The sequence below is a fragment of the Modestobacter sp. VKM Ac-2986 genome, assembly GCF_026967795.1.
In the GTDB taxonomy this organism is placed as follows: domain Bacteria; phylum Actinomycetota; class Actinomycetes; order Mycobacteriales; family Geodermatophilaceae; genus Modestobacter.
Window position 1 is genome coordinate 53,643 of the sequence record NZ_JAPVBH010000008.1, and the last position, 22,755, is coordinate 76,397.

Annotated in this window: 25 protein-coding genes and 1 tRNA gene; 12 read left to right on the plus strand and 14 right to left on the minus strand. The window is 74.4% G+C overall.

The annotated features are described in order from the left end of the window. Positions 1–114: 114 nt before the first annotated feature. The 3 genes from O2W14_RS18755 to O2W14_RS18765 are packed head-to-tail and all read left to right on the plus strand — an operon-like array spanning position 115 to position 3,034. Entirely contained in the window at positions 115–501 is a 387-nt protein-coding gene (locus tag O2W14_RS18755; protein ID WP_269177648.1) for a response regulator transcription factor, read from the plus strand. Next, the gene (locus tag O2W14_RS18760) at positions 498–1,571 is read left to right on the plus strand and encodes a HEAT repeat domain-containing protein (RefSeq protein ID WP_269177649.1); all 1,074 of its coding nucleotides are present in this window, start codon (positions 498–500) and stop codon (positions 1,569–1,571) included. Before O2W14_RS18755 ends, O2W14_RS18760 begins: the two co-directional genes overlap by 4 nt. Then, positions 1,568–3,034, plus strand: coding sequence for a glycosyltransferase family 2 protein (locus tag O2W14_RS18765; protein WP_269177650.1), 1,467 nt, complete (start codon positions 1,568–1,570; stop codon positions 3,032–3,034). The genes O2W14_RS18760 and O2W14_RS18765 overlap by 4 nt, the downstream gene beginning before the upstream one ends. A gap of 68 nt (positions 3,035–3,102) precedes the next feature. Here the strand turns inward: O2W14_RS18765 and O2W14_RS18770 are convergent, their stop codons facing one another. Then, positions 3,103–3,768, minus strand: a complete 666-nt coding sequence (locus tag O2W14_RS18770) for an HAD family hydrolase (RefSeq protein ID WP_269177651.1) — start codon at positions 3,766–3,768, stop codon at positions 3,103–3,105. 83 nt (positions 3,769–3,851) lie between these two features. On the opposite strand from O2W14_RS18770, the gene O2W14_RS18775 reads away from it, so the two are divergent. Together O2W14_RS18775 and O2W14_RS18780 are read left to right on the plus strand one after the other, a co-directional pair. Then, the gene (locus O2W14_RS18775) at positions 3,852–4,376 is read left to right on the plus strand and encodes a DUF5946 family protein (RefSeq protein WP_269177652.1); all 525 of its coding nucleotides are present in this window, start codon (positions 3,852–3,854) and stop codon (positions 4,374–4,376) included. 41 nt (positions 4,377–4,417) lie between these two features. Next, entirely contained in the window at positions 4,418–5,092 is a 675-nt protein-coding gene (locus O2W14_RS18780; RefSeq protein ID WP_269177653.1) for a TetR family transcriptional regulator, read from the plus strand. A gap of 7 nt (positions 5,093–5,099) precedes the next feature. Here the strand turns inward: O2W14_RS18780 and O2W14_RS18785 are convergent, their stop codons facing one another. The 3 genes from O2W14_RS18785 to O2W14_RS18795 form a co-directional block, all read right to left on the minus strand. After that, positions 5,100–5,747: a TetR-like C-terminal domain-containing protein gene (locus O2W14_RS18785; protein WP_269177654.1), complete on the minus strand. Its 648-nt coding sequence runs from the start codon at positions 5,745–5,747 to the stop codon at positions 5,100–5,102. A gap of 114 nt (positions 5,748–5,861) precedes the next feature. After that, entirely contained in the window at positions 5,862–6,194 is a 333-nt protein-coding gene (locus O2W14_RS18790; RefSeq protein ID WP_269177655.1) for a hypothetical protein, read from the minus strand. An 87-nt stretch (positions 6,195–6,281) separates the two neighbouring features. Next, entirely contained in the window at positions 6,282–7,172 is an 891-nt protein-coding gene (locus tag O2W14_RS18795; protein ID WP_269177656.1) for a 1,4-dihydroxy-2-naphthoyl-CoA synthase, read from the minus strand. 107 nt (positions 7,173–7,279) lie between these two features. On the opposite strand from O2W14_RS18795, the gene O2W14_RS18800 reads away from it, so the two are divergent. Then, the gene (locus O2W14_RS18800; protein ID WP_269177657.1) at positions 7,280–8,083 is read left to right on the plus strand and encodes an endonuclease/exonuclease/phosphatase family protein; all 804 of its coding nucleotides are present in this window, start codon (positions 7,280–7,282) and stop codon (positions 8,081–8,083) included. Between the two features lies 1 nt (position 8,084). On the opposite strand, the gene O2W14_RS18805 is transcribed toward O2W14_RS18800, so the two are convergent. After that, positions 8,085–8,546: an NUDIX domain-containing protein gene (locus O2W14_RS18805; protein WP_269177658.1), complete on the minus strand. Its 462-nt coding sequence runs from the start codon at positions 8,544–8,546 to the stop codon at positions 8,085–8,087. 88 nt (positions 8,547–8,634) lie between these two features. Here O2W14_RS18805 and O2W14_RS18810 point away from each other — a divergent pair, with 88 nt between their 5' ends. Further along, entirely contained in the window at positions 8,635–8,991 is a 357-nt protein-coding gene (locus tag O2W14_RS18810) for a VOC family protein (RefSeq protein WP_269177659.1), read from the plus strand. A gap of 64 nt (positions 8,992–9,055) precedes the next feature. Then, positions 9,056–9,349 (plus strand): hypothetical protein, encoded by a 294-nt coding sequence (locus O2W14_RS18815; protein WP_269177660.1) that lies wholly within the window; start codon positions 9,056–9,058, stop codon positions 9,347–9,349. 46 nt (positions 9,350–9,395) lie between these two features. Here the strand turns inward: O2W14_RS18815 and O2W14_RS18820 are convergent, their stop codons facing one another. Together O2W14_RS18820 and O2W14_RS18825 are read right to left on the minus strand one after the other, a co-directional pair. Beyond that, positions 9,396–9,974: a hypothetical protein gene (locus O2W14_RS18820; protein WP_269177661.1), complete on the minus strand. Its 579-nt coding sequence runs from the start codon at positions 9,972–9,974 to the stop codon at positions 9,396–9,398. Continuing rightward, complete coding sequence (locus O2W14_RS18825) at positions 9,974–11,671, minus strand: PHP domain-containing protein (protein ID WP_269177662.1); 1,698 nt, start codon at positions 11,669–11,671, stop codon at positions 9,974–9,976. The genes O2W14_RS18820 and O2W14_RS18825 overlap by 1 nt, the downstream gene beginning before the upstream one ends. Positions 11,672–11,852: 181 nt before the next feature. Between O2W14_RS18825 and O2W14_RS18830 the strand changes: the two genes are divergently transcribed. Genes O2W14_RS18830 through O2W14_RS18840 form a run of 3 tightly spaced genes read left to right on the plus strand, consistent with a single transcriptional unit; the run spans position 11,853 to position 13,770 of the window. Then, positions 11,853–12,419: a TIGR00730 family Rossman fold protein gene (locus O2W14_RS18830; RefSeq protein ID WP_269177663.1), complete on the plus strand. Its 567-nt coding sequence runs from the start codon at positions 11,853–11,855 to the stop codon at positions 12,417–12,419. A 26-nt stretch (positions 12,420–12,445) separates the two neighbouring features. After that, a complete protein-coding gene (locus O2W14_RS18835; RefSeq protein WP_269177664.1) occupies positions 12,446–12,643 on the plus strand; it encodes a hypothetical protein in 198 nt (65 codons plus the stop codon). A gap of 11 nt (positions 12,644–12,654) precedes the next feature. Further along, entirely contained in the window at positions 12,655–13,770 is a 1,116-nt protein-coding gene (locus tag O2W14_RS18840) for an NAD(P)/FAD-dependent oxidoreductase (protein WP_269177665.1), read from the plus strand. Positions 13,771–13,783: 13 nt separating this feature from the next. On the opposite strand, the gene O2W14_RS18845 is transcribed toward O2W14_RS18840, so the two are convergent. The 5 genes from O2W14_RS18845 to O2W14_RS18865 form a co-directional block, all read right to left on the minus strand. Further along, a complete protein-coding gene (locus O2W14_RS18845; protein WP_269177666.1) occupies positions 13,784–14,809 on the minus strand; it encodes a GGDEF domain-containing protein in 1,026 nt (341 codons plus the stop codon). A 116-nt stretch (positions 14,810–14,925) separates the two neighbouring features. Further along, positions 14,926–15,843, minus strand: coding sequence for a hypothetical protein (locus tag O2W14_RS18850; RefSeq protein WP_269177667.1), 918 nt, complete (start codon positions 15,841–15,843; stop codon positions 14,926–14,928). Positions 15,844–16,290: 447 nt separating this feature from the next. Beyond that, positions 16,291–17,151 (minus strand): GIY-YIG nuclease family protein, encoded by an 861-nt coding sequence (locus tag O2W14_RS18855; RefSeq protein WP_269177668.1) that lies wholly within the window; start codon positions 17,149–17,151, stop codon positions 16,291–16,293. 38 nt (positions 17,152–17,189) lie between these two features. Further along, positions 17,190–17,277, minus strand: a tRNA-Ser gene (locus O2W14_RS18860). A 235-nt stretch (positions 17,278–17,512) separates the two neighbouring features. After that, positions 17,513–19,321, minus strand: a complete 1,809-nt coding sequence (locus O2W14_RS18865) for a fibronectin type III domain-containing protein (protein WP_269177669.1) — start codon at positions 19,319–19,321, stop codon at positions 17,513–17,515. A 359-nt stretch (positions 19,322–19,680) separates the two neighbouring features. Here O2W14_RS18865 and O2W14_RS18870 point away from each other — a divergent pair, with 359 nt between their 5' ends. Further along, positions 19,681–21,474, plus strand: a complete 1,794-nt coding sequence (locus O2W14_RS18870; protein WP_269177670.1) for a helicase-related protein — start codon at positions 19,681–19,683, stop codon at positions 21,472–21,474. Between the two features lie 90 nt (positions 21,475–21,564). On the opposite strand, the gene O2W14_RS18875 is transcribed toward O2W14_RS18870, so the two are convergent. Both O2W14_RS18875 and O2W14_RS18880 read right to left on the minus strand, forming a co-directional pair. After that, positions 21,565–21,723, minus strand: a complete 159-nt coding sequence (locus tag O2W14_RS18875) for a hypothetical protein (protein ID WP_269177671.1) — start codon at positions 21,721–21,723, stop codon at positions 21,565–21,567. Between the two features lie 3 nt (positions 21,724–21,726). Then, positions 21,727–22,752, minus strand: coding sequence for a class E sortase (locus O2W14_RS18880; RefSeq protein WP_269177672.1), 1,026 nt, complete (start codon positions 22,750–22,752; stop codon positions 21,727–21,729). Positions 22,753–22,755 lie beyond the last annotated feature (3 nt).

A 22,755-nucleotide genomic window follows, 5' to 3' on the forward strand; every position in this document is an offset into this window, starting at 1 on the left:
GCACACCGCGCGCCGGCGGCGGCCGGGCCGGCGCAGGACGTCGGCGGGGAGTCCTTCAGTTCTCCCCCGGAGTCGCCGATCACCGTGTCAGTCCCCACCGCTGATCGGAGCCCCATGACCCGCGTGCTCGTCGTCGACGACGACCCCGTGATCGCCGACCTCGTCGCCTTCCGGCTGACCCGGCTCGGCCTCGACGTCTCCGTCGAGACCGACGGGCAGGCCGGCCTGGCCGCGGCACGTGAACTGCGCCCGGACCTCGTCGTCCTGGACTGGATGATGCCGCGGATGAACGGCCTGGAGATGTGCGCGGCGCTGCGGGCCGACCCCGACGAGGCGCTCGCCCGCACCCCGGTCCTGCTGCTCACCGCCAAGGCCCAGGAGCCCGACCTCGAGCGCGGCTTCGCCGCCGGGGCGACCGACTACATCGTCAAGCCGTTCAGCCCGCGCGAGCTGGCGACCCGGGTGACCGCGGCGCTGCCCCCGGGGAGCGTCGCGCCGTGACCTCGCTGGCCCAGGCGGTGTTCATCGGCTCCCTGGTCGTGACCCTGCTGGTGGTCGTGCTGCTCGTCGCGGTGGCCGTGGAGCACGGGGCGCGCACCCGCCGCCTCGCCCGGGACGCCCGCCGGCGCGCCGAGCTGACGCCGCTCGTGCACGCCCTCCTCGACGGGGACGCCGGGGACGAGGCGGCGATGACCGCCGCCCCCGCCCTGCTCGACGAGCTCGTCCTGGAGCTCCTCCCCCAGCTCCGCGGCGCCGACCGGACCGCCCTGCAGTCGGTCCTGCTCGACCGCGGGGTGGTGACCCGGGCCGCCGGGGACCTGACCGCCCGCGGCGCCGCCCGGCGCGGCCGGGCCGCCGTGCTGCTGGGCAACGCCGCGAGCGTCGAGCACACCGGCGCCCTCGTGGAGCTGCTGGGCGACCGCGCCCCCGAGGTGCGCAACGCCGCCGCCCGCGCGCTGGGCAAGAACGGCGACGCCGCCGCCGTCGGACCGCTGCTGGCCGCCGTCACCGCCGGGCAGCCGCTGCCCCCGGGCGTGGCCGGGATGGCCCTGCTCGACCTCGGTGTCGCCGCGCTGCCCTCGCTGCGCGCCGCCCTGGACGCCGGTTTCCCGGTCGCCCAGACACTGGCCGCGGAGCTGCTCGGCCTGCACGGCGACCCCGCGTCCACCACCACCCTCATCGCCCTGGTCGGCGACGACCACCGTGACCCGCACGCCCGCCGGGCCGCCGCCCAGGCCCTGGGCCGGATCGGTTCCCCCGTCGCCACCGCGGCCCTGGCCGACGTCCTCCTCGGGTCCGGTCACGCGCCGTTGCAGTGCGCCGCCGCCGAGGCACTGGGCCGGATCGGTGATGCCGGTGGCCTCCGCGCGCTGACCACCGGCCTGCGCTGCGCGCCCACGGTGGACGTGCGCGGGGCCTGCGCCGACGCACTGGCCCTCACCGGCGACGCCGGCCACCGCCAGCTCGTCGCCCACGCCCAGCTGCGCAGTGCCACCGGGGAGGCCGCGCGCTCGGCGCTCGACGTCCTCGCGCTGTCCCGCCGGCCCGCCCGTCAGGCGGCCGCCGCGTGAACGACGCCGCCACCTCCCTCATCCAGACGGTCAACTGGACCGTGCTGGGCTACGTGGTCCTGCTCGACGTCGCCATGCTCGTGCTGGTCGCCTTCGGTGCCCGCCGGGTGCTGGCCAACCGGCGCTGGGCCGGCGCCGAGGGCCACGAGCAGATCTTCGCCAGCCCGCTGACCCCCGCCGTCTCGGTCATCGTCCCGGCCCACGACGAGGAGGCCGGGATCCTGGACACCCTGGCGGCGACCCTCGCCCAGCGCTACCCCTCCCTGGAGGTGGTGATGGTCGACGACGGCTCGAAGGACCGCACCTTCGATCTCGTCGCGCAGCGGTACGCCCTCACCCGCGTGACGCCCCGTCGCACGGCCGACCTGCAGGTCGACGGCGAGGTCCTCTCGGTGCACCGGGCGACGACCGGCGACCCGCTCACCGTCATCCGCAAGACCAGCGTCGGACGACGCTCCGACGCGGTCAACGCCGCACTCAACGTGGCCCGGCACCCGCTGGTGTGCATGGTCGACGGGGACTCCCTGCTCGAGCCCGACGCCCTGCTGAAGGTGGCCCGCCCGTTCGTGGAGGACCCGGTCAACGTGATCGGCACCGGCGGCGTCATCCGCACCGTCAACGGGGCACTGACCGACGGCGGCGCGGTGCTCGAGCCGCGGCTGTCCCGGCGCTGGCTGGTGCGGATCCAGGCCGTGGAGTACCTGCGCTCGTTCCTGCTCGGTCGCACCGGCTGGGCCGACGCGAACGCCCTGCTCATCATCTCCGGGGCGTTCGGGCTCTTCCGGCGCGACCTCGTGGTCGAGATCGGCGGGCTGGACCCGCTCTCCCTGGCCGAGGACGCCGAGCTGGTGGTCAGCCTGCAGGAGCACATGCGCCGGCAGGGCCGCCCGCACCGGCTGGTGTTCGTGCCCGAACCGGTCTGCTGGACCGAGGTCCCGGAGACCTGGGAGGTGCTGGGCCGCCAGCGCCGCCGCTGGTCACACGGGCTGGGCCAGCTGCTGTGGAAGCACAAGCACATGATCGCCAACCCGCGCTACGGCACCGTCGGTCTCCTCGCGCTGCCGTTCTTCCTGCTGTTCGAGCTGCTCGGGCCGGTGGTCGAGGTGCTGGGACTGCTCTCGGTCGTCCTGGCCGCCGCGATCGGCGTCCTGGACCCCGCCTCGGCCGGTGTGATGATCGGCTTCGCCCTGCTGGTGGGCACCCTGCTGTCGACCACTGTGGTCGCCGTCGAGGAGTTCACCTTCCACCGCTACCGCAACGGCCGCGACCTGCTGGCCCTGCTGGCCGCCGGGGTGCTGGAGAACGTCGGCTACCGCCAGGTGCACGCCTGGTACCGCCTGCAGGGCCTGTGCATGGCCCTCACCCGCCGCAAGCCGGTGTGGACCGCCATGCCCCGCACCGGGTTCACCACCGCCGCCGACGAGGCCCCGGCAGCCGGGCGCCCCGCTCTCAGCGGCGCCTGAACGGGCAGCCCCCTCACCCCCCGGCCCCCTGCCGCGAGCCTGCGGGGGTGGGGGCGAGGGGTCCGCCGTCAGGCGAGCGGGGTGTCGTCCAGCGCGGCTGCCAGGTCGGCGGGGGTGTCGTAGATCCCGACCGCCCCCGCGTCGCGCAGCTCGTCGTCACCGAAGCCGCCGGAGCGCACGACGATCGCGGGCATCCCGGCCTTCTTCGCCGCCTCCACGTCCCACACCGAGTCACCGATCATCACGCTGTCGGCGTCCGGGGCCGCGCCCAGCTTCTGCAGCGCCACCTGCAGCAGGTCCGGCGCGGGCTTGGAGGCCTCGGCGTCCTCGCTGGAGGTGATCGCGTCGGCGAGGTCCCGCACGCCCAGCAGGTCGACGAACTGGTCCACGTGCTGGGGCTTGCCGGAGCTGGCGAGCACCAGTCGGTGACCGCGGTCCTTGACCGCTGCGATCAGGTCCCGGGCGCCGGGCAGCGGGGCGATCTCGTCGATGAGCGCGTCGACCTCCTCGACCCACCGTTCCCGGGCCTGGTCACCGATGCGGGCCTCGACCTCGTCCCCGCCGAGGGCGCCGACGAGCTGGTCCCCGCCCATCCCGATCAGGCGGTGGATGCGCCAGATCGGGAACGTCTCCCCGAGCGAGCGCAACGCCCGGTACCAGGCCAGGGCGTGCTGGTAGTTCGAGTCGACGAGCGTGCCGTCGACGTCCAGGACGGCGATCGTGGGTTCGGCCATGCTGCTGGGCTTCCCCGTCGGTGCACCGGCCAACCGGTGTCCCGGTCGGCGACTCCCCGGCGAGTGCGGCACGATCGACCGTCGTGACCACCGCCGACACCGCGCCCGAGACCGCCGACCAGCTCCGGACGACGGTCTGCCCCGGCTGCGGCGCGGTCCTGGTCGCCACCCCCGACGCCGACGGCCAGCACCCCGGCGCCTCCGCCAGCTGCTGGCGGCTGTTCCAGGTGACCGTGCGCGGGCTGCGCGACGAGGCGGCGCAGGACCTGCAGACGGCGGCGCTGCTGCAGCTGGCCCGCGACACCTACGACGCCCAGCACCTGCTGCCCGGCGGACCGGCCGCGGCTGCGGTGCGGCTGTGCCTGGAGCGCGACCGTGGGCAGGACCCACTGGCCGCCGCGGCCCTGGCCGCCCGGGTGGAGGACGCCGCGCCCCGGTCGCTGCAGCCGCCGGCCCGCTGGACGACGACGGTGGCCGACCTCGCCGCCGACCTCGACGTGGTGGACCTGCCGGCACTGGTCAGCGCCTGGGCCGACGCCACCTGGGCGGACTGGGCACCGGCCGCCCCCGAGCTGCGCCGGGCCGCCGACACCGCGCTGACCAGCTGATCCACCGGGGAGCCGACCGCAGGGCCGCCTACGCTGACGGGGTGGAGGACGTCACCGGGGGGCGGCGGGAGCTGCGCAAGGCCCGGACGAGGGCAGAGATCCGCGCTGCGGCGCACCGGCTGTTCGCCGAGCGCGGGTTCGAGGCCGTCACGACCGCCGACATCGCCGCCGCCGCGGACGTCGCCGTCCAGACGGTGTTCAACCACTTCGAGAGCAAGGAGGCGCTCTTCCACGACGGGCGCATCCCCGACATCAGCGGTCCGGCCGCCGCCGTCGCCGGGCGCCCGCCGGGGACCGGACCGCTGACCGCGCTGCGGCGCCAGGTGGAGCGGGACATCAGCGCGCTGGTCGCCGACGCCGGCCGGCCCGAGCGCAGCAGCTACGTCGAGGCGATGGTGCACTCCCCCGACCTGCAGACCCGCAGCCGCATGCTCGTGGCCGAGGCCGTCGAGCTGACCGTCGACGCGCTGGCCACCGCCCTCGCCGGACCGGCACGGCCCGCGCCCGCGCCGGTGGAGCTGCTCGCCCGGCTCGCCGCCGAGCTGTTCTTCAACGCCGGCGCGGTGCTCGTGGCCGAGCACCGCCGTACCGGCCTGGCCGAGGGCTGGACGCCGGCCGGCCAGGCGGCCGCGCTGGCCGCGGTGACCGCCACCTTCGGCGTCCTCGAGGACGCCGTCCGGGAGCTGGCCGGGCAGCTGGGCCTGTCGGTGGACTGAGCGCCGGTCAGCCGGCCGTGGCCACGTGCTCGGGCCCGGCCACGTGCTCCGGCTCGACGATGGGCACCAGCACGTCGGCGACCAGGTGCTCGACCTCGGTGGCGCTGCGCGGGGCGGCGGCGACGGAGGTGTAGCGCTGCCACCACAGCGCCTCCAGCACCGAGCCCAGCAGCACCACGCGCTCGGCCGCCAGCTCGTGCCCGCGGGCGGCCTCCCGGGCGGCGATCTCGCGCACCGCGGCGCCCAGCGGGCGCAGCAGCGCCTCGTCCAGGCCGGCGCGCAGCTCCTCGTCGTGCCGGGCAGCGCCCATCAGGCTGGCCGCCGCGCGCTCGGACCGGTCCAGCGGCTGGGTCCAGCGCACCAGCAGGGCGCACAGGTCCGCGGTGAGCGAGCCGGCGTCGGCGGGCACCTCCACCAGCGAGGTGGTGGAGAGCGCGTGCCGGGCCAGGGCGGCCATCGTGGGCCACCGGCGGTAGATGCCGGCCTTGCCGGCCCTGGCCCGGGCCGCGACGCGGTCGCTGTTCAGCCGCCCCCAGCCCTCGTCGGCCAGGATGTCCATCGCCACGGCGACCAGTTGGTCGGAGAGCTCCGAGGACAGCGGACGGCCCGGAGGACGTGAGCCGGCGGGTCGCTGGGGGAGGTCTGTGGTCGCCACCGTGCAATCGTGCCCAAGAAACTGGAGTGACCACAACAACCAGGCCGGCACACATCGACCTCACAGCGGCGCCGGGCGGGCCGCGCCGGGGCCGCGACCGGGTGGACGCGCTGGTCAGGCGGACGCGGCGGGCTCTATGTGCACCTGCAGGCCGGCGCCGTCGTCCGCGGTCCAGCCCTTGTCCGCGGCGAAGATCACCATCGCGTCGAAGCGGTCGCCCCAGTCCGCGGCCGTCGCCTGCGGCTCGGCGGCCGCACGCAGCGCGGCGACGGACACCACGCCGGTGTCACCGTCGGTCAGCCGGCCCATGCCGGCCGTGCGCAGCGCCGCGTCGGCCTCCTCGTCGGTCACCGCGCCCACGGCCAGGTGCAGCCGGGTCAGGTCGTCGACGTCGGCCACCCGCACCTCGGGCACCTCGTCGGCACCGCCGATCACCTCGATGATCACAAGGACCCCCTTCTCCCCAGCACTCGCAAGCTCGCACTGGGCCCCGGAAGGGGGCCACAGGCGTACGTCTGATGCCCGGCCTGCCGCCTACACATGCCACGGAAAGCGGGAGAAGTCGGCGGGGCGCTTCTCCAGGAAGGAGTCGCGGCCCTCGACGGCCTCCTCGGCCATGTAGGCCAGCCGGGTGGTCTCCCCGGCGAAGAGCTGCTGACCGACCAGGCCGTCGTCGATCGCGTTGAACGAGTACTTGAGCATCCGCTGGGCGGTCGGGCTCTTGGCCACGATCCGGCGTCCCCAGTCCAGCGCGATGGCCTCCAGCTCGGCGTGCGGCACCACCCGGTTGACCATGCCCATCGCGTGCGCGTCCGCGGCTGAGTACTCCTCGCCGAGGAAGAAGATCTCGCGGGCGAACTTCTGGCCCACCTGCCGGGCGAGGTAGGCCGAGCCGAAGCCGCCGTCGAAGCTGCCGACGTCTGCGTCGGTCTGCTTGAACCGGGCGTGCTCGGCGCTGGCCAGGGTGAGGTCGGCGACCACGTGCAGGCTGTGCCCACCGCCGGCCGCCCACCCCGGGACGACGCAGACGACGACCTTGGGCATGAACCGGATCAGCCGCTGCACCTCCAGGATGTGCAGCCGGCCGCTGACCCCGTCCCCGGCCTCGTAGCCGTACCTCCCGCGCACCCGCTGGTCACCGCCGGAGCAGAACGCCCAGCCGCCGTCCTTCTCGCTGGGGCCGTTGCCGGTGAGCAGCACGCAGCCGACGTCGGTCGACAGCCGCGCGTGCTCGAACACGGCGAGCAGCTGGTCGACCGTCTGCGGCCGGAAGGCGTTGCGCACCTCGGGCCGGTCGAGGGCGATCCGCACCACCCCGGCGTCGACCGCCCGGTGGTAGGTGACGTCGGTGAGCTGCTCGAAGCCCTCGACCTCCTGCCACGCGGTGGGGTCGAAGATCTCGGAGACGTCGGCGCGGGCACTCACGGGTGCGAACCTAACGGCCGCGCCGGGCACCTGCTCCCCGAGGAGCTCGTCCCCTGCCCACCACGGTGAGCAGAGCACGAGCGTCGCGACCCTGGTCTGATGGGCGGGTGGAACTCCGGGTCGGCACGCTGAACCTCGCCTCTGCCCGGGACTCCCGGGGCCGTTCGCTCGACGCCACCGGGTTGCGGGCCGCCCTGGCCGGGCTGGACGTCGACGTCCTCGCCGTCCAGGAGGTCGACGTCGCCCAGCCGCGGTCACACGGGGTCGACCAGCCGGCCGAGGTGGCCGCCGCGCTCGGCGTCTCCCAGTGGCGGTTCGCCGCCGCGGTCGCCGGCACGCCCGACCCCTTCCGCAGCTGGACTCCGGTCGACCCGCCCGTGCTGCGCGGGTCGTGGGAGCAGCTCGCCGGCCCCCACTACGGCATCGCGCTGTTCAGCCGGCTGCCCGTGCGGCGCTGGTCGGTGCAGGCGCTGGGCGCCGGCCGCGCCAAGCTGCCGATCCGGGCCCCCGACCCGCGCACCGGCGAGGTCCGCACCTGGTGGTTCCCCGACGAGCCGCGGCTGGCCGTGGCCGCCGAGCTCGACGGGGTCACCGTGATCGGCACCCACCTGTCCTTCGCGCCGCACACCGCGGCCCGCCAGCTGTTCCGGCTGCGCAGCTGGGCGCGCACGCTGCCCGGCCCGGTGCTCCTCGCCGGCGACCTGAACCTGATCGGCCCGCTGCCGGCGACGCTGGTCCGCGCCCAGCGGCTGGCGACCGCCCCGACCTACCCCGCGCCCGCGCCCCGGGTGCAGTTCGACCACGTGCTGGCCCTCGACCCGGTGCAGGCCGGGCCGGCGGAGGTGCGGGCGATGGAGTTCGGCGACCACCGGCTCGTCGTCGTCCCGGTCACCGTCCCCGGGAAGGCGTGAGTCAGGCCGCCAGCAGCGGCAGCAGGGTCGGCAGCGAGCCGGCCAGGCCCGGGTGCAGGACCGGGAGCGCGTCGAGGGCGAACCACCCGACGTCGGTGCTCTCCTCGTTCAGCACCAGGTCGGTGGGCTCCAGCCGCCCGGCGGGGACGGCCAGCACGGTCGTGTAGCTCCAGCCGCCGTGGTCGTCGACCGACGCCGTCCCGAGCAGGACGTCCGAACGGCGCAGGCCCAGCTCCTCCCCCGCCTCGCGCAGCGCGCCGTCGGCCGCGTCCTCACCGGCGTGCAGCGCACCACCGGGGGTGCCCCAGGTGCCGCCGTGGTGCGACCAGTCCACCCGCAGGTGCAGCAGGACCTCGGTGCCGACCGGGCCGGGGCGGTGCAGCAGCAGCCCGGCTGCGCCGGCCCGCCCCCAGTGGCGGTGCCCCAGCGCACACGTCGTCCAGCCGTCGGTCGAGGTGCGCACCGTCCCAGTCTGCCGTGACGCCGCCGTGGTTGCCGGGCCACCCGGGTGGGCACGGGTCGTGCACGACCTACTGACGAGGAGAACTGACGTGGCGAGTGGTGTGGCGAGCGTGTGGGTGCCGGTCGACGACATGGACCGGGCCCGGGCCTTCTACCGGGACGTCCTGGGGCTGACCGAGAAGAAGGTCACCGAGGACTGGAGCGAGTACGACTCGAACGGCCTGATGATCGGGCTGAACGCGCGTGAGGGGACGGCGAAGCACGCCGACGGCGGCGCCGTCATCACCTTCCAGCCCGACGGTGACCTCGACGCCGAGGTGGCCGAGCTGCAGGGCAAGGGCGTGGAGTTCTCCGGCGGCATCAGCGACCACCCGTGGGGCCGGATCGCGCCGTTCAAGGACTCCGAGGGCAACGACCTGCAGTTCTACGTCCCGCCGTCGTCCTGACCCCGCGCTGATGGGGTCCCAGGGCGCGCTCTCCGCACCGCTGGGACTCCATCAGACTGGGCGCATGACCGTGCAGCTGCGTCGTTACGAGATCGAACCGGGCCGGATGGCCGACTTCCTGGCGTGGTTCCCGACCATCGTCCCGGTGCGGGAGCAGTTCGGCTTCCGGGTGCTGTTCGCCCTGTCCGAGCAGGAGCACTCCACCTTCACCTGGGCGGTGGCCCACGACGGCGACGAGGCCGACTTCCTGGAGGTGGAGGAGCGCTACAACGCCTCGCCCGAGCGTGCGGCGGCCTTCGAGACCTTCCCGGCCTGCATCGCCGGCAAGGAGATCGGCTTCGCCACCCCGGCGGTGTGACGTGCCGGAGGGGCCGACGCCGGGACGTCGGCCCCTCCGGGACCGCTCAGTGACCGGCGCCGCCGCAGCACTCGTGCGGCGACTCGATCTCGAAGGGTCGCAACACCCCTCCGGCCCCCTGCTCCACCAGCAGCGTCAGCCGGCCGCCCGACCACTGCGGACGCAGGAAGCCCAGCGTGTCCACGACGGCATCCGGGGCCACCTCGACCCCCACGCCGACGAGCTCGTCGATGGCGGTCCCGGAGACCAGGTCCGCGACCGGGAGCCGGCCGCGGACCGCCTGCTGGCCCGGGAAGCGCACGCAGCGCCCCGCCGTTCCCTGCCGCGCCGCCTGCAGTGCGGCCGAGGCGACGACGTCAGGCTGACCGGCCTCCTCGTCGAGCACGACGACGGGTCCGCCCAGCGTCTGCGACAGGGCCGACCGGGTGGCCGACGGGTCCGCCGGCTCCCCGGTCAGCCGCAGCGCCACACCGGTCCGGGGAACCCCGGCCGAGCGGTCCACCGACGTGCAGACCAGCTCGGCCGAGACACCCGACCCGATCAGGGCCTCGTCGACGGCCGCGAGCAGGTGGGCGTCGGCGAGGACCTCGTCCCGGGGGGCGCCCGCCCACCAGCGGTCGACCATCAGACGACGTCGACGAAGACCGGGTTGGCGTAGAACCAGAGGTCGTCCCACGGGTTCGCGTCGCCCACCTTGTCCATCGGCGGGTTGCCGGCGGAGTCCAGCTGCTTGCCGTCACTGCCGCGCAGTCGCAGGTAGAAGGAGTCCTGGACGTTGCGGAAGGTGTGGTTGAACGTGGCCGTCTTGCGGCCCTTGCGCACCTCGAAGGTCTCGACCACACGGGTCTCGGGTGCCCGGAAGGTGTCCTTGTCCTTGACCCGGCCGGTGACCGGACCGCTGATCAGGTCCACCTTCGCCAGCTTCGGGACGTCGCCGTTGGCGTTCGGGCCGGCGGCCAGCTCGACGGTGATCGAGACGTCGACGTCACCACCCCGGCGCACCCAGGTCGTGCCGCCGAGGGTGACCCCCCGGGCGTCCCCCTGCCGGGGCGACCGCACACGGAGGTCCAGGCCCTCGATGAGCCGACCGTGCACGGCGATGACCTTGCCGGCCTGCAGCGACTTCATCAGGTCGACGTACTTGCGGGCGTTGGAGGCGACCAGCGTGCTGCTGTACTGGCCGGGCCAGAAGTCCCCGTAGGACGTGATGGGTGCGCCGGTGTCGATCGGGGCGCCCCGGCTGCCGGTCGTGGCGTAGTCCTGCGTGCCCGGCGTGAACGTGTCGCGGTAGACCTGGTGCGAGTCCGAGGTCGCGGTGACCCAGAAGGGGAGCCCCTCGGCCAGGAGGGAGTCCCACAGCCCGCCGACGGTCGCGGTCATCCAGTCGAAGCCACCGAAGGTGCGGTAGGACTCGGGCGGGTAGGCCGCGAAGCTGTTGGCCCCCGCGGAGCGGTCGTAGTACCCGCGACCCCCACCCGGTCCGGCCGGGGCCGGGATGCCGGCAGCCTGGTGACCCGGGGCGCCCTCCATGCCCACGGCGACGCCCGGGGCGGTCTCCCGCCAGTTGCGGATCTCGTGCGGGCTGTCGATGCCCTGCCGGCTCGGGTGGTTGGCGAACATCAGCGCGATCTCGGTGCGCCGGTTGCGGACCTGCTGCTCGAGGTAGCGCAGTCCGTCGATGGCGAAGGGCTCGGCACCGGCGGGGTTGTTCGCGGTGGTCCGCCCCTGCGCGGTGAGGACGCTGCCGTCGTATCCGCCCTCGAACGCCTTGAGGATGTCGACGGTGGACCGGCCGGGCGGCATGAAGACCGTGGCGTGCTCGGCGCCCGGGATGTTCCACTCCAGGCCCTGGTACACCAGCATGTCCGGGTGGGCCTTGCGGGTGGCCTCGATGCGCGGCGTCACCTGGTCGATCGAGAACTTCTGGTGCGCGACGCTGCCGTGGTCGGTGATGACGACCCAGTCCAGCCCGTACTCCTGGGCCTTCGACACCTGGGTCTCGATCTCGTACTGCGCGTCGGGCGAGAACTGGGTGTGGATGTGGTGGTCACCGGCGAGGAAGTAGGGCCGGCCGGACCACGCGTTGCTCGTCCTGCCCTTGCGGTCGGTGGCGGCGGCGACGCCCTGACCGACACCGGCCACGGTGCCGCCGAGGCCGGCTGCCGCGCCCGCGACGACGGTCGCGGTGGCCAGGAAGGCCCGCCGCGAGACCGACAACGGGTCGTCGGCCTCGGGGTCGACCCAGGTGCCCTCGACACCAGCGGCGTCGGCATGGTGGTGGTCATGGCCGCCGTGGTGGTGGTGCTCGTGGTCGTGGCTCATCGACTCGCTCCCGCATCGTCGTCCGTGCATCTGTCGCGCCGACTCTGCGGTGTGGGTCCCTCCAACGGGTGACCCTGAGGAGAGCATCAGGAGAACAGCAGGGAGTTGCCCGCCCGCCGCCGCACACGGCCTCCGGACGTGCCGACGCGGGGTGCCCGAGGGCCCACCTAGGGTCGGGCACATGCGCATCGCCGTCTTCACCGGATCGCACGCCGGCCCGCCCGCCCACCAGCAGGCGGCTGCGACGTTCGCCGCGGACCTGGCCCGCGCCGGCGTCGGGATCGTCTACGGCGGCGGCGACGTGGGCCTGATGGGCGTGGTCGCCGACGCCGCGCTGGCCGCCGGCGGCGAGGTGGTCGGGGTGATCCCGCAGCACCTGGTCGACGACGAGGTGGCCCACCGCGGGCTGCCCCGGCTGGAGGTCGTGGCGACGATGCACGAGCGCAAGCAGGTCATGGCCGACCTCGCCGACGCCTTCGTCGCACTGCCGGGGGCCGCCGGCACCCTGGAGGAGCTGTTCGAGGCCTGGACCTGGGGGATGCTCGGGCTGCACGCCAAGCCGGTCGCCCTGCTGGACGTCGAGGGCTTCTGGCAGCCGCAGCTGGCCCAGCTGCGCCGGATGGTCGACGACGGCTACCTCGACGCCGCCCGGCTCGAGGCCCTCGGGGTGGTGCACGACGCTGCTGGGCTGCTGGCCTTCGTGGCCGGCTACGTCCACCCGGCCCGGAAGTGGACCGCACCCCGGTGATGACAGCCGGTTGCACACCGCTGATCGTGGGCAACGCCCCCACCATGCACATCAAGCGGACCCTCGTGGCCCTCGCCATCGCCGGCAGCACGGTGCTCACCGGCTGCGGTGGCTCCAACCTCGACGTCGAGCGTGGTGAGACCAACTGCGACGCCGGGAACAACAGCAACAGCCAGGACGAGAACTGCAACCCCGGCACCCCGACGCCGGCGAACAACACCTGAGCCCGGCCGCGGTGGAGCACGCGGACGTCCTCGTCGTCGGCGGCGGCCCGGCCGGTGCGGCCTGCGCGGCCGCGGTGCGCCGGGCCCGTCCGGACGCCGACGTGCTCGTGCTCGACCGGTCGGTGTTCCCGCGCGACAAGGTCTGCGGTGACGGCATCGCGCCCGAGGCGCTCGACGTGCTGGCCGGCCTCGGCCTCGACGTCGCGACGTTGACCGCCGGGTACCCGACCGTCCCGCGGTTGCGGCTGCACGGCCCGGGCGGGACGACGGTCGAGCGCGCCCTGCACCGCCCCTCGTCCGTGGTGCCCCGCGCGGTGCTCGACGGCCGGCTGCTGGCGCAGGTGCTCGACCGCGGCGTCCGGTTCCGGCAGCACACCGTCCGCGAGGTGACCGTGCACGCCGACCACGTGGAGGTCGACGGCCGGTTCCGCGCCGGCGTGCTGGTCGGCGCGGACGGTGCGGAGTCCGTCGTCCGCCGGGCGCTGGGCCTGGCCGGCAACAGCCCGGACCGGCTGGCGGTGGCGATCCGCGGCTACGCGCCGGTGCTGACCGGCGCCGAGGGCGTGCAGGTGGTCACCACGACCGAGCAGCGCTGGCCGGCCTACGCCTGGTCGTTCCCGCTCGGCGACGGCCGGGCCAACGTCGGCTACGGCGAGCTGGTGTCCGGTGGGGTGACCCGCGCGGAGCTGGTCGCCGGCCTGCAGCGGATGCTGCCCGGTGTCGAGCCCGAGGGCCTGCGCGCACACCGGCTGCCGCTGTCGACCGGGCGGCCGCGGCTGCCCGACGGCCGGGTGCTGCTGGCCGGGGACGCGCAGTCGCTGATCAACCCGCTCACCGGGGAGGGCATCTTCTACGCCGTCCTGTCCGGTGCGCTGGCCGGCGAGGCGGCCGCGCACGGCGCCCGCGCGGGCCAGGTGCACCGCCGGCTGCTGCGCCGGCGGCTGGGCGGCCACCTGCGCTCGTCCGGGGTCGCCTCGCAGCTGAGCCGGTGGCCGGTGCTCATGGAGGCCGTGGTGCGCGCGGCGCGCGAGGACCAGCGGGCCTTCGACGACGTCGTGGCCCTGGGGCTGGCCGACGGCCGGCTCACCGCCCGCACCCTGGCCGGCACGGTGCGCCGGCTTCGGTAGTCGGGCAGGTGTCTCAGCACACCTCGGCGACGCGGACCTGGTCGCGACCGGCCCGCTTGGCGGCGTAGAGCGCAGTGTCGGCGGCGGCGTAGAGCTCCTCGAGCTGCTCGGCGTGCGAGGGCGCGTGGGCCACGCCCAGGCTGACCGACACCGCCAGCAGGGTGCCGTCGCGCAGCTGCAGCGGCGCCGCACGGACCGCGTCGAGCACGTCGGTGGCGCGCCGGGCGGCGACCTCGGCCGGGCAGTCGGGCAGCAGGACGGCGAGCTCGTCGCCGCCCATCCGGCTCAGGACGGCGTCGCCGGGGCGGACCACCGACCGCAGCACGCCGGCGATGTGCACCAGGGCGTCGTCACCGACGGGGTGGCCGTACTGGTCGTTGATGGTCTTGAACGAGTCGATGTCGACCAGCACCAGGGAGGTGCCCAGCGGCCGGGTCTGCGTGGTCAGGGCCTCGGTCAGCGCCTCGTCGAGCACCCGGCGGTTGACCAGCCCGGTGAGCGAGTCCACGGAGGCCTGCTCCTGGAGCATCGCGACCAGCCGGTCCTGGGTCTCCCCGGAGCGGGTGAGCATGAACGCCATGACGGCGAGCACCGAGCCGAAGAAGCTGAGGTCGCTGATCGCGTTGCCGACCGGCTCCAGGTGGAACAGCACCACGGCGTCCCCGACCAGGGCGGCGACGGTGACCACCCGGACGGCGGCCCGGCGCAGGTGCACCCCGGCCCACAGCACCGGGAAGGCCAGGAACGCCTGGCCACCGGCGGAGGGGTCCCGGGTGATCCAGTTCATCCCGCAGCAGAGCACCACCCCGATGAGGGCGATCAGCACGTACCCGCCGCGCCGGTCGATCCGCTCCGGCGGCGTCACGCGGTAGGTGACGGCCAGCCCGACCAGCAGCGCGGCGGTCACCCAGGAGGCGACGATCCCGGCCGTGGAGACGGCGTTGGGGCCGAAGAGCGAGAAGACCAGCATCGTGACCGCGCAGACCAGCAGCACCAGGACGGCGGTCCTGGCTGCGGCCCGCGGGTCCCGGGCCCTCATCGACTGGGGCAGCTGCACACCTCCTCATCGGCACGGGGCTCGCGGAGCTGCGCAGCGCCCCGGGGCCGGTCACCTCCTGCGAGTGAGTGCCGCCCCTCACAGCACCCGGCGTCGCCTCACCGGCCCGACCGTGCGTCGATGACCAGGGAGCAGCCCGCCGCGCCGACCGGCGCCACCAGGAAGCCCAGCAGCTGGAGGCACTCGGCGACCGCGGCGTTCATCGCCCGCTGGACCGCGACGACCGCCTCGGCGCCGCGCACCTGGTCGCGGCTCATCCGGTCGTGCTGGTGCCAGCTGACCAGGACGCCGTCGCAGCCCGGCTCCGGGGTCAGGCACACCCCGCCGGCCACACCGTCGCCGGCGCAGTCGTGCACGGGGATGCCGGACTCGACCAGCGCCGCGGTCACCTCCACGACGAGAGACACCATCGGGTCGTCGTCGTCCATCCGCTCGTCCCACGCCTGGGGCAGCCGGTCGAGCTGGTCGCCCAGCTCGGTCAGCCAGGCCAGGTCCTCCGGCGTCTGGCGCCGCGCCACCCCGCCGTCCGGGCGGCGCAGGCCGTAGAGCGCGTGCACCGGGGCGTCCTCCGGGCCGGTGAGGAGTGCCCAGTCGGCCTCCACCCGGTCGGTGAAGGGGCCGGCGAGCACCTGGTGGTCGCCCTCGGCGACCAGCCACCAGGCCGGCACCGAGTCGGCATCGCCGGGGAGCCCGGCCGGGCGGGTCTGCGGCAGTGTGGCGACGCTGCCCGAGGCCTCCTGCCGGTCGAGCGCGTGCGCCGCGACCGCCGGGTCGGCGAGGTCGGCCCCACGGCCGGCCGCCGGGTGCGTCCCGGCTGCGGCCAGCGGGGCACCCCCGCCGGGGACGGTGGCGCCGGGGGCATCGGCCGGAGCGGGCGCGAGTGCGGGCTCGACCCGGTTCCTGGCCCGGTCGCGCTCTGCCTCGTACCGGACCGTGGACCCCCGGCCGAGGGCGACCACCAGGCCGACGGAGAACACGAAGCCGAAGGCCGACACGGTCGGCCAGACGAGGCTCACAGCGCACCCGTGCACAGGGGTGCGGGCAGCGCGGACGGCGTGACGGCGCCGTCGGCCGGGGCCGGGCGGGTGCGTGGTGACGCGAGCTGGTGCACGCGGCTCTCCTCGGTGTCCGTCGCGGCGGGGAGTGCCGCGGACAGCCGAAAGGTAGGGCCGGCGCGGGTGCGCCGACGGGGTCCGGACAGGGCCGCGGACACCTGCGTCACCCAATCGTTGCGGAGGGCCCCCCGCAGAGCCGGTGACCGTGCGCTCCCAGGTCCACGAGTCGACAGGACGACCCGGTTGAGCTGGGCTTTCACGGTCATCGACCGTTCTGGGCGGGTTGTGCGGTCGATGACCTCCGACGCCCCACGCGCGTCCGGCGTGGCGCGAGGAGGGGCGGCCGGGAGCGCAGGCGTGCCGTTGAGCACGCGGACGGCGGAGGGGGCGGCCCAGGGGCTCCGGGGGTCAGTTGCGGTTGAGCCCGTGCTGCCGGGTGAGCAGCGCCCTCTTGAAGTGCGCCTCGGCCTCGTCGACCTCGGCCACGGGCGTGGCCGGCCCGAAGACCCGCAGGATGCTGAACAGGAAGTGGCGGCTGTGGGCGACGTCGGCCTCGGCCAGTTCCCGCAGGGCGAGGTTCCCGCCGTGACCGTCGCGGGCGTAGGCCGTCCACCTGCCGAGCAGCCGTTCGCTGCCGTCGGCCTTGCCCACGTACAGCTTGCCGGTGCTCGTGTCGGCGATCAGGTAGATGCCCTGCACGACGGCCAGGGCGGTCCGCCACTCGTCGTAGCGGGGGTCCTCGACGACGGCCGTCAACTGGTCGTGGGTGAGCAGCACCCGGTCGAAGCCCGGGAACGCCACACGCGCGGGGTCGGCGATCTCGACCACGGGCATCTGCGCAGCGGCTGCACCGCCCTTCGCCCAGTTGATCGTGTCCGCCGACCACTCGATGACCAGCCGATCGCGCAGGGCTGCCAGTGCCTCCGAGGGGTGCAGGTCGTAGAAGCGGCCCGTCGCGGTCCGCTCGCCCACGTCCTCCCCATGGTTCTCGTACGCCGTGAGGAAGCGCGAGCGTCGCTTGCCGTCGGCCATGAAGACCAGCCACAGGGACGGCGGCGACCTCGGGAACTTGCCGCCCTTGACGTCCTGCGCCCGCGTGTACTCGCGCACGGCGTCGACCGTCGCCCCCTGCGGGTGGCTCAGGCCGTCCGCCCGGTAGGTGTGCCGTACGACGAGCACCTCCGCGGGGTCCAGCCGGGCTGCGCCGAGCACGTGGCCGAGGGTCAGGTCGCCCCGTCGTGCCGACGGGCCGTCCGACGAGGTCGTCACCGGCGCAGCCACCTCCTCCACCACCCGAGAGCACGAGGCGGAGGGCGTGGGATTCGAACCCACGAAGAGCTGTGAACTCTTAGCGGTTTTCAAGACCGCCGCCATCGGCCACTAGGCGAGCCCTCCTGGCTGCACGGACGCGTCGCCGCCCCGTGCCGCTGCCCGCCGATGCTACGGACCCGACCCCTCCCGTGGTCGCGCGGCACCTCCTCTCGCTGTCTCCCAGGTCACGACCCAGGGAGGGCCTGTAGGCGGCACGCGGTGGCGAGGCCGCTCCCGCCGGACACGCCCCACAACGGGACCGGCCCCGTCCCGCGGGTGCGGGACGGGGCCGGAGCGGCGAGCAGGTGGTGCGGGGAGGTCAGGCGGCCTGACGACGACGGGAGACGACCAGCAGGCCGCCACCGGCGATCAGGGCCAGCGCACCGGCGCCGGCGACGGGCAGGGCCGAGAAGCCGGTCATGGCCAGCACGGCGGTGCCACCGGAGACGGTGACCTCGACGACCAGGACGCGGGGGTTGCCGTTGACGTCGACACCGGAGGCCACCAGGTGGTGGACGCCGTTGGTCAGGTCCTTGGGCAGCGTGACCGTGGCGCTGAAGGTGCCGTCGGCGAGGACGGTGGCGGTGCCGAGCTTGACCGGGGTGGAGTAGACGACCAGGTCGACGGTGGAGCCGGGCAGGAAGTCCGTGCCGCTGATGGTGATCTGCTCACCGGCGACGACCTTGCCGTCGGCGTCGTTGCTGGTCAGCGTGCCGTCGGCCTTGGGGAGCGAGGAGGCGACGGAAGAGGCGAGCACCGGCCCGACGGTGACCCACTCGGAGCGGCCGAGCGTCTCGCCCTCGGCGTCGAGGGAGTGCACGCTCAGGGAGTAGGTGGTGCCGGGGACGGCGGGCATGGCGCAGGAGGTGCCCAGGTCGGCGGTGGGCTGGCACTCGATGGAGCCCTCGCTGCTCTGCGAACCCTCGGGACCACCGACGACGAGGTAGCCGGCGACGCCCTCGAGGTTGGCCGGGGGCGCCCAGCTCACCTTGATCGCGCCGGGGCCGGCGACGGCCTTGACGTCCAGCGGGCCGGGCACGGCGGTGCGGGCGGTGAGGGTCTCCGACGCCTCGGTGACGCCGTTCTTCGTCGTGAAGCGGAAGGAGACCGAGTAGGTCGCGCCCGACTCGAGGCCGGTGATGGTGCCGGAGTACTGGAAGTCGTCCAGGTTCTCGGTGGCGACACCCTTCCAGGTCTTCCCGGCGTCGAGGGTGTACTCGACACCGGTCACGGGGTCCTCGGAGTCCAGGCTGCTGATCCAGAGCTGGAACTCCAGGCCGCCCTCGACGCCGAGGACCCAGTTGGCGTTGGGGGCGCCGGTGACCTGCTCGTACTCGCCGTCGGGGTTCTCGGTGCCCGGGTTGCTGGGGGTGCCGGGGTCGGGGACGACGGGGGTCTCCGGGGTGATGACGACGGGGACCTCGCACGGGAAGACCTCGCCGTCGATCCGCGCGCCGTCGGCGATCCGTCCGCCCACCACGAAGGTCGCCGGGAGGTCCGCACCGCCGCCGGCACCACCGGTCGGGTGTGCCGCGTCGTCGGAGCCGCCCGCGCCGCCCTTGACGGAGATGACGACCTCGTCGTCGAGGCTGATCGTGGTGGCGCCGCCACCACCGCCGCCCCAGCCGTTGACCTCGTCGCCGACGCCGTCCTTGCCACCCACGGCGCCACCGAGTCCACCAGCACCCGGGACAGCGTCCGCGGGGACGACCGTCGGGTCCCCGGCGACCGCCTCGACCGCGGGAGTGCCACGCTTGGCGTCGCCGCCGGCCTCCCCGAGGGTGAAGACGTACTCCTGCCCGGCCTCGACGACGGTCTTCCCCGACAGACTGCGCCCCTCGGTGTTGGCAGCCGGGCCGCTCGCAGCACCACCCATGGCGGCGTTGACGTCCCACTCGATGCCGCAGTACCCGGCCGGGACGATCAGGCTGGTCGCGTTGACGACGTCGTAGGAGTCGCTGTCACTCGTGGTGAACGTGAACGACTCACCGGCCGGCGGGACGAAGTCGGTGGCGGCCGAGGCGACACCGGTGACGCTGAGGACGGCGGTGGACAGGCCGATGGTCGTGACGGCCAGGAGGCCTGCTGCACGACGGGTCGGGGAGGAGAAGCGCACGTCGAACTCCATGGGGAGAGGGGGCCCGGGACGCCGGGCTCGTCACCCGGAGGTCCGGGCGCTGGGGGCACCAGACCACCGACGACCCTGGCCACCACGACCCGCCGAGCCGATGGTGCGTCGCGTTATCGGATCGTGACCTGCGCACATCTGTGCAGATCATGGGCAGGATCTGACTGCGGAACGACACCTGGTCGGATCATCGACCCTTGATCGGTGGTCAGTTCCTGCCTAACATCCCGCCGGGAGCCGTCTGCTCTCTCAGTAGGGCATGATGTACGGGACGGCGGCGTTCCACTCCGTGAAGGTCCGCGCCCACGCGCGTCGATCTCCTCCCGCCTGCCCCAGCCTTCGAATGGACCTGCCTGCCCGTGACCGTCCCCCCGAACGCCCCCGCTCGCCGCCGCGAGCGCTCCGCAGCCCGCCAGACCGCGGCCCGCGACGCCGACCGCACCGCCGCCCGCGACGAGAAGCGCGCCCAGCAGATCTGGGTCGACGGCGCCGCCCCGGAGCTGCCCACCCGCGCCACCCGGCCCGAGAAGGTCGTCTTCCACCTCGGCCCCACGAACTCCGGCAAGACCTACGAGTCGCTGCAGGCGCTGGCCGCCACCGGCTCGGGCGTCTACGCCGCGCCGCTGCGCCAGCTGGCACACGAGGCCTACGCCAAGCTCTCCGCGCAGCTGCCCGCCGGCACCGTGGGTCTGTCCACCGGCGAGGAGGAGATCGACCCGCACGCGCCGATCGTCTGCTGCACCGTGGAGAAGGCCCCCGACCGCGGCGAGATGCTCGTCCTCGACGAGTCGCACTGGGTCACCGACCCCGACCGCGGCCACCACTGGGCCCGGCTGCTGCTCACCGGCGAGTACCGCGAGATGCACCTGATCTCCGCCGCCGAGGCCTACCTGGTGCTCAAGCCGCTGGTGACCGACGCCCAGCAGGTGCAGGTCGTCAACCACAAGCGACTGTCCCGCCTCGACGTCCTCCGCTCCCCCGTGCGGGCCGACGGCGTCAAGCCGCAGACGCTGGTCGTCGCCTTCTCCCGCAAGACGGTCTACGCCGTCGCCGCGGAGCTCGACCAGCACCGCCCGGGCAAGGTCGGCGTCCTCTACGGCGCGCTGCCCCCGGCCACCCGCCGCGACGTCATCGACCGGTTCACCAAGGGCGAGCTCGACGTCCTGGTCACCACCGACGTCATCGGTCACGGCATCAACGTCCCGGCCACCACCGTGCTGTTCGCCGACACCACCAAGTTCGACGGCCAGGAGCTGCGCCCGCTGCGCACCTGGGAGGTCGCCCAGATCGCCGGGCGCGCCGGCCGCTACGGCCTCACCGGTCACGGCCAGGTCGGCATCCTGATCGGGGTCGCCGGGCTCAAGCCGGTCGGCGCCCTGGTCGGCGCCGGTGCCGCTGTCGCTCGCGGCGACGAGATGAGCGACCTGCCCAAGCGCATGCCGCGACTGCGCCCGGAGCTGGAGGACCTCGGCGCCCACGAGGCCGTGGACCTGCCCGAGGCGCTGACCCGCTGGTCGGCCTGGGCCCGCGCCGCCACCCGCGACGAGGGCATGACCGCCGACGACGTGACCAGCCTGGTGCTGCGCGTGCACGCCCTGCTGCCCATGCTCAAGGGGCCGCTCGGCGAGGCCGGTGACCTGCAGACCGTCTGGCGCCTGGTCAACCTGGCGATCGACTACAACCCGCCGCGGCGCACCCGCTGGCTGGTGCTGGCCCGCGCCGCGCTGCAGCACGCCATCGGCCTGCCGGTGCCGGTCGAGACGATCCTGCCGGAGTACCCGGTCAAGGGCACCGTCGAGGACTACGAGCAGACCGCGGCCGCGGCCCGGGACGCCCAGACCCTGCTGCGCCAGTTCCCCGGCGTCGCCGGACTCGACAGCGACGACGCCGCCGACCTCGAGGACGCCTGCGCCGAGACGATCACCGAGCTGCTGCCCGACGCGATCGCCATCGGCCGGTCGGGCAAGTGCATGGAGTGCGGCACGTCCATCGCGCCGTGGTTCACCACCTGCCGCCCCTGCAGCGCCGGCCCGGCCAAGGGCCGTGGCCCCGGCCGCGACGGTGCGCCCCGCGAGGGCGCCGGCCGCTCGTCGCGTCCCGGTTCACGCTCCGGCTCCCGCCAGGGCCGCCGCCCCAGCCGCAGCGGCCGCTGACCCCCCAGCCCACAGGACCCCGCAGGCCCTCCGGCCCCGCTGCAGAGGCTCACGCCGAGCTTGCGAGGTGGGAGGGGCAGCGGGGCCCTTCTACTGGTCGACGGTGACGTCGTTGAAGGGCAGCCGGGGCTCGACGTAGGGGAAGACGACGAAGAGCAGCAGGGCGACCACCGCGAGCACCAGCACCAGGGCCAGCACCGCCTTGCTCGCCGTCGGGCCGGGCAGGTGTCGCCAGATCCAGCCGTACACGGGTCAGCCCTCCTGGAGTGCCGGAGGGCCGTCGGGCGCCTCGGTCTTGCTGATGGGGCCGCCGTCGAGGACCGCGTGCACGATGAGCCGCTGCCGCGCCGAGTACTTCGGGTGGCACGTGGTCAGGGTCAGGTAGGCGCCGGCCGGCGCCGCGTCGGCGGTGCCGCCGGGCACCGGGTTGATGACGGCGACCTGGTCGGGGGTGACGATCTGCTGGCCGGGCACGCCGTTGGCGTCCACGCCGTAGTCGGTCGTCCCCGGGGTGCCGAGCACCCGGTAGACGTACCAGCTGGAGGCGGTCTCGACCACGATCGGGTCGCCGGGCAGCAGCTTGTCGGCGTCGAGGAACGGTGAGCCCTTGCCCACCCGGTGGCCGGCCAGGGCGAAGTTGCCCTGCTGCCCGGGCAGCGCGCTGTCCACGTAGCGGCCCGGCCCCTGGGACAGCTCGTCCTCGGTGGTGCCCTCCAGGACGACCTTCTCGTAGTCCTCACCCAGCCGCGGGATGTGCACGACGGCGACCGGGGCACCCACCGGCGGGGCCACCTGCTCGGCGGCGGGGTCGGTGGCCGGTGCGGCGTCCCACTGCTCGTGGATCTGGTCGCTGAGCTGGCCCTGCGTGCGGTCGTTGAGGAAGTCGGTCACGTAGACCTCGTAGAACACGAACAGCATCACCACGAGCCCGGCGGTCACCAGCAGCTGGCCGAAGCCGCGCACCGCGACCTGCCACAGCGGGTCGCGGGGGCGCCGGCCGGCGGGGGCGTCGTCGTCCTCGTGCCAGTCGTCGTCGTACCGGTCGTCGTACCGGTCGTCGTCGTAGCGGTCGTCCTGGTACCGGACGCCGGTCGCCGTCTCGTCCCAGCGCAGGTCGGGCTGCTGGTCGGTCTCGGCCTCCCGGTGCGGCGTCCTCGGCGGCACGGCCGGGCGGCCCGGCACCGGCGGCAGTCCGCCGCGCACGCTGCGCCCACCGGACACCAGGTCCATCCGCTGGGTGCGGTCCTGCTCGTCACGCCGACCACGGCTCGGGTCCACGGT

Excerpts from the sequence above, each read along its gene's own strand:
- O2W14_RS18755 (WP_269177648.1), top strand. The coding sequence starts at position 115 with ATGACCCGCGTGCTCGTCGTCGACGACGACCCCGTGATCGCCGACCTC.
- O2W14_RS18770 (WP_269177651.1), bottom strand. The coding sequence starts at position 3,768 with ATGGCCGAACCCACGATCGCCGTCCTGGACGTCGACGGCACGCTCGTC.
- O2W14_RS18815 (WP_269177660.1), top strand. The coding sequence starts at position 9,056 with ATGACCGTGCAGCTGCGTCGTTACGAGATCGAACCGGGCCGGATGGCC.
- O2W14_RS18820 (WP_269177661.1), bottom strand. The coding sequence starts at position 9,974 with ATGGTCGACCGCTGGTGGGCGGGCGCCCCCCGGGACGAGGTCCTCGCC.
- O2W14_RS18825 (WP_269177662.1), bottom strand. The coding sequence starts at position 11,671 with ATGAGCCACGACCACGAGCACCACCACCACGGCGGCCATGACCACCAC.
- O2W14_RS18830 (WP_269177663.1), top strand. The coding sequence starts at position 11,853 with ATGCGCATCGCCGTCTTCACCGGATCGCACGCCGGCCCGCCCGCCCAC.
- O2W14_RS18845 (WP_269177666.1), bottom strand. The coding sequence starts at position 14,809 with ATGAGGGCCCGGGACCCGCGGGCCGCAGCCAGGACCGCCGTCCTGGTG.
- O2W14_RS18865 (WP_269177669.1), bottom strand. The coding sequence starts at position 19,321 with ATGGAGTTCGACGTGCGCTTCTCCTCCCCGACCCGTCGTGCAGCAGGC.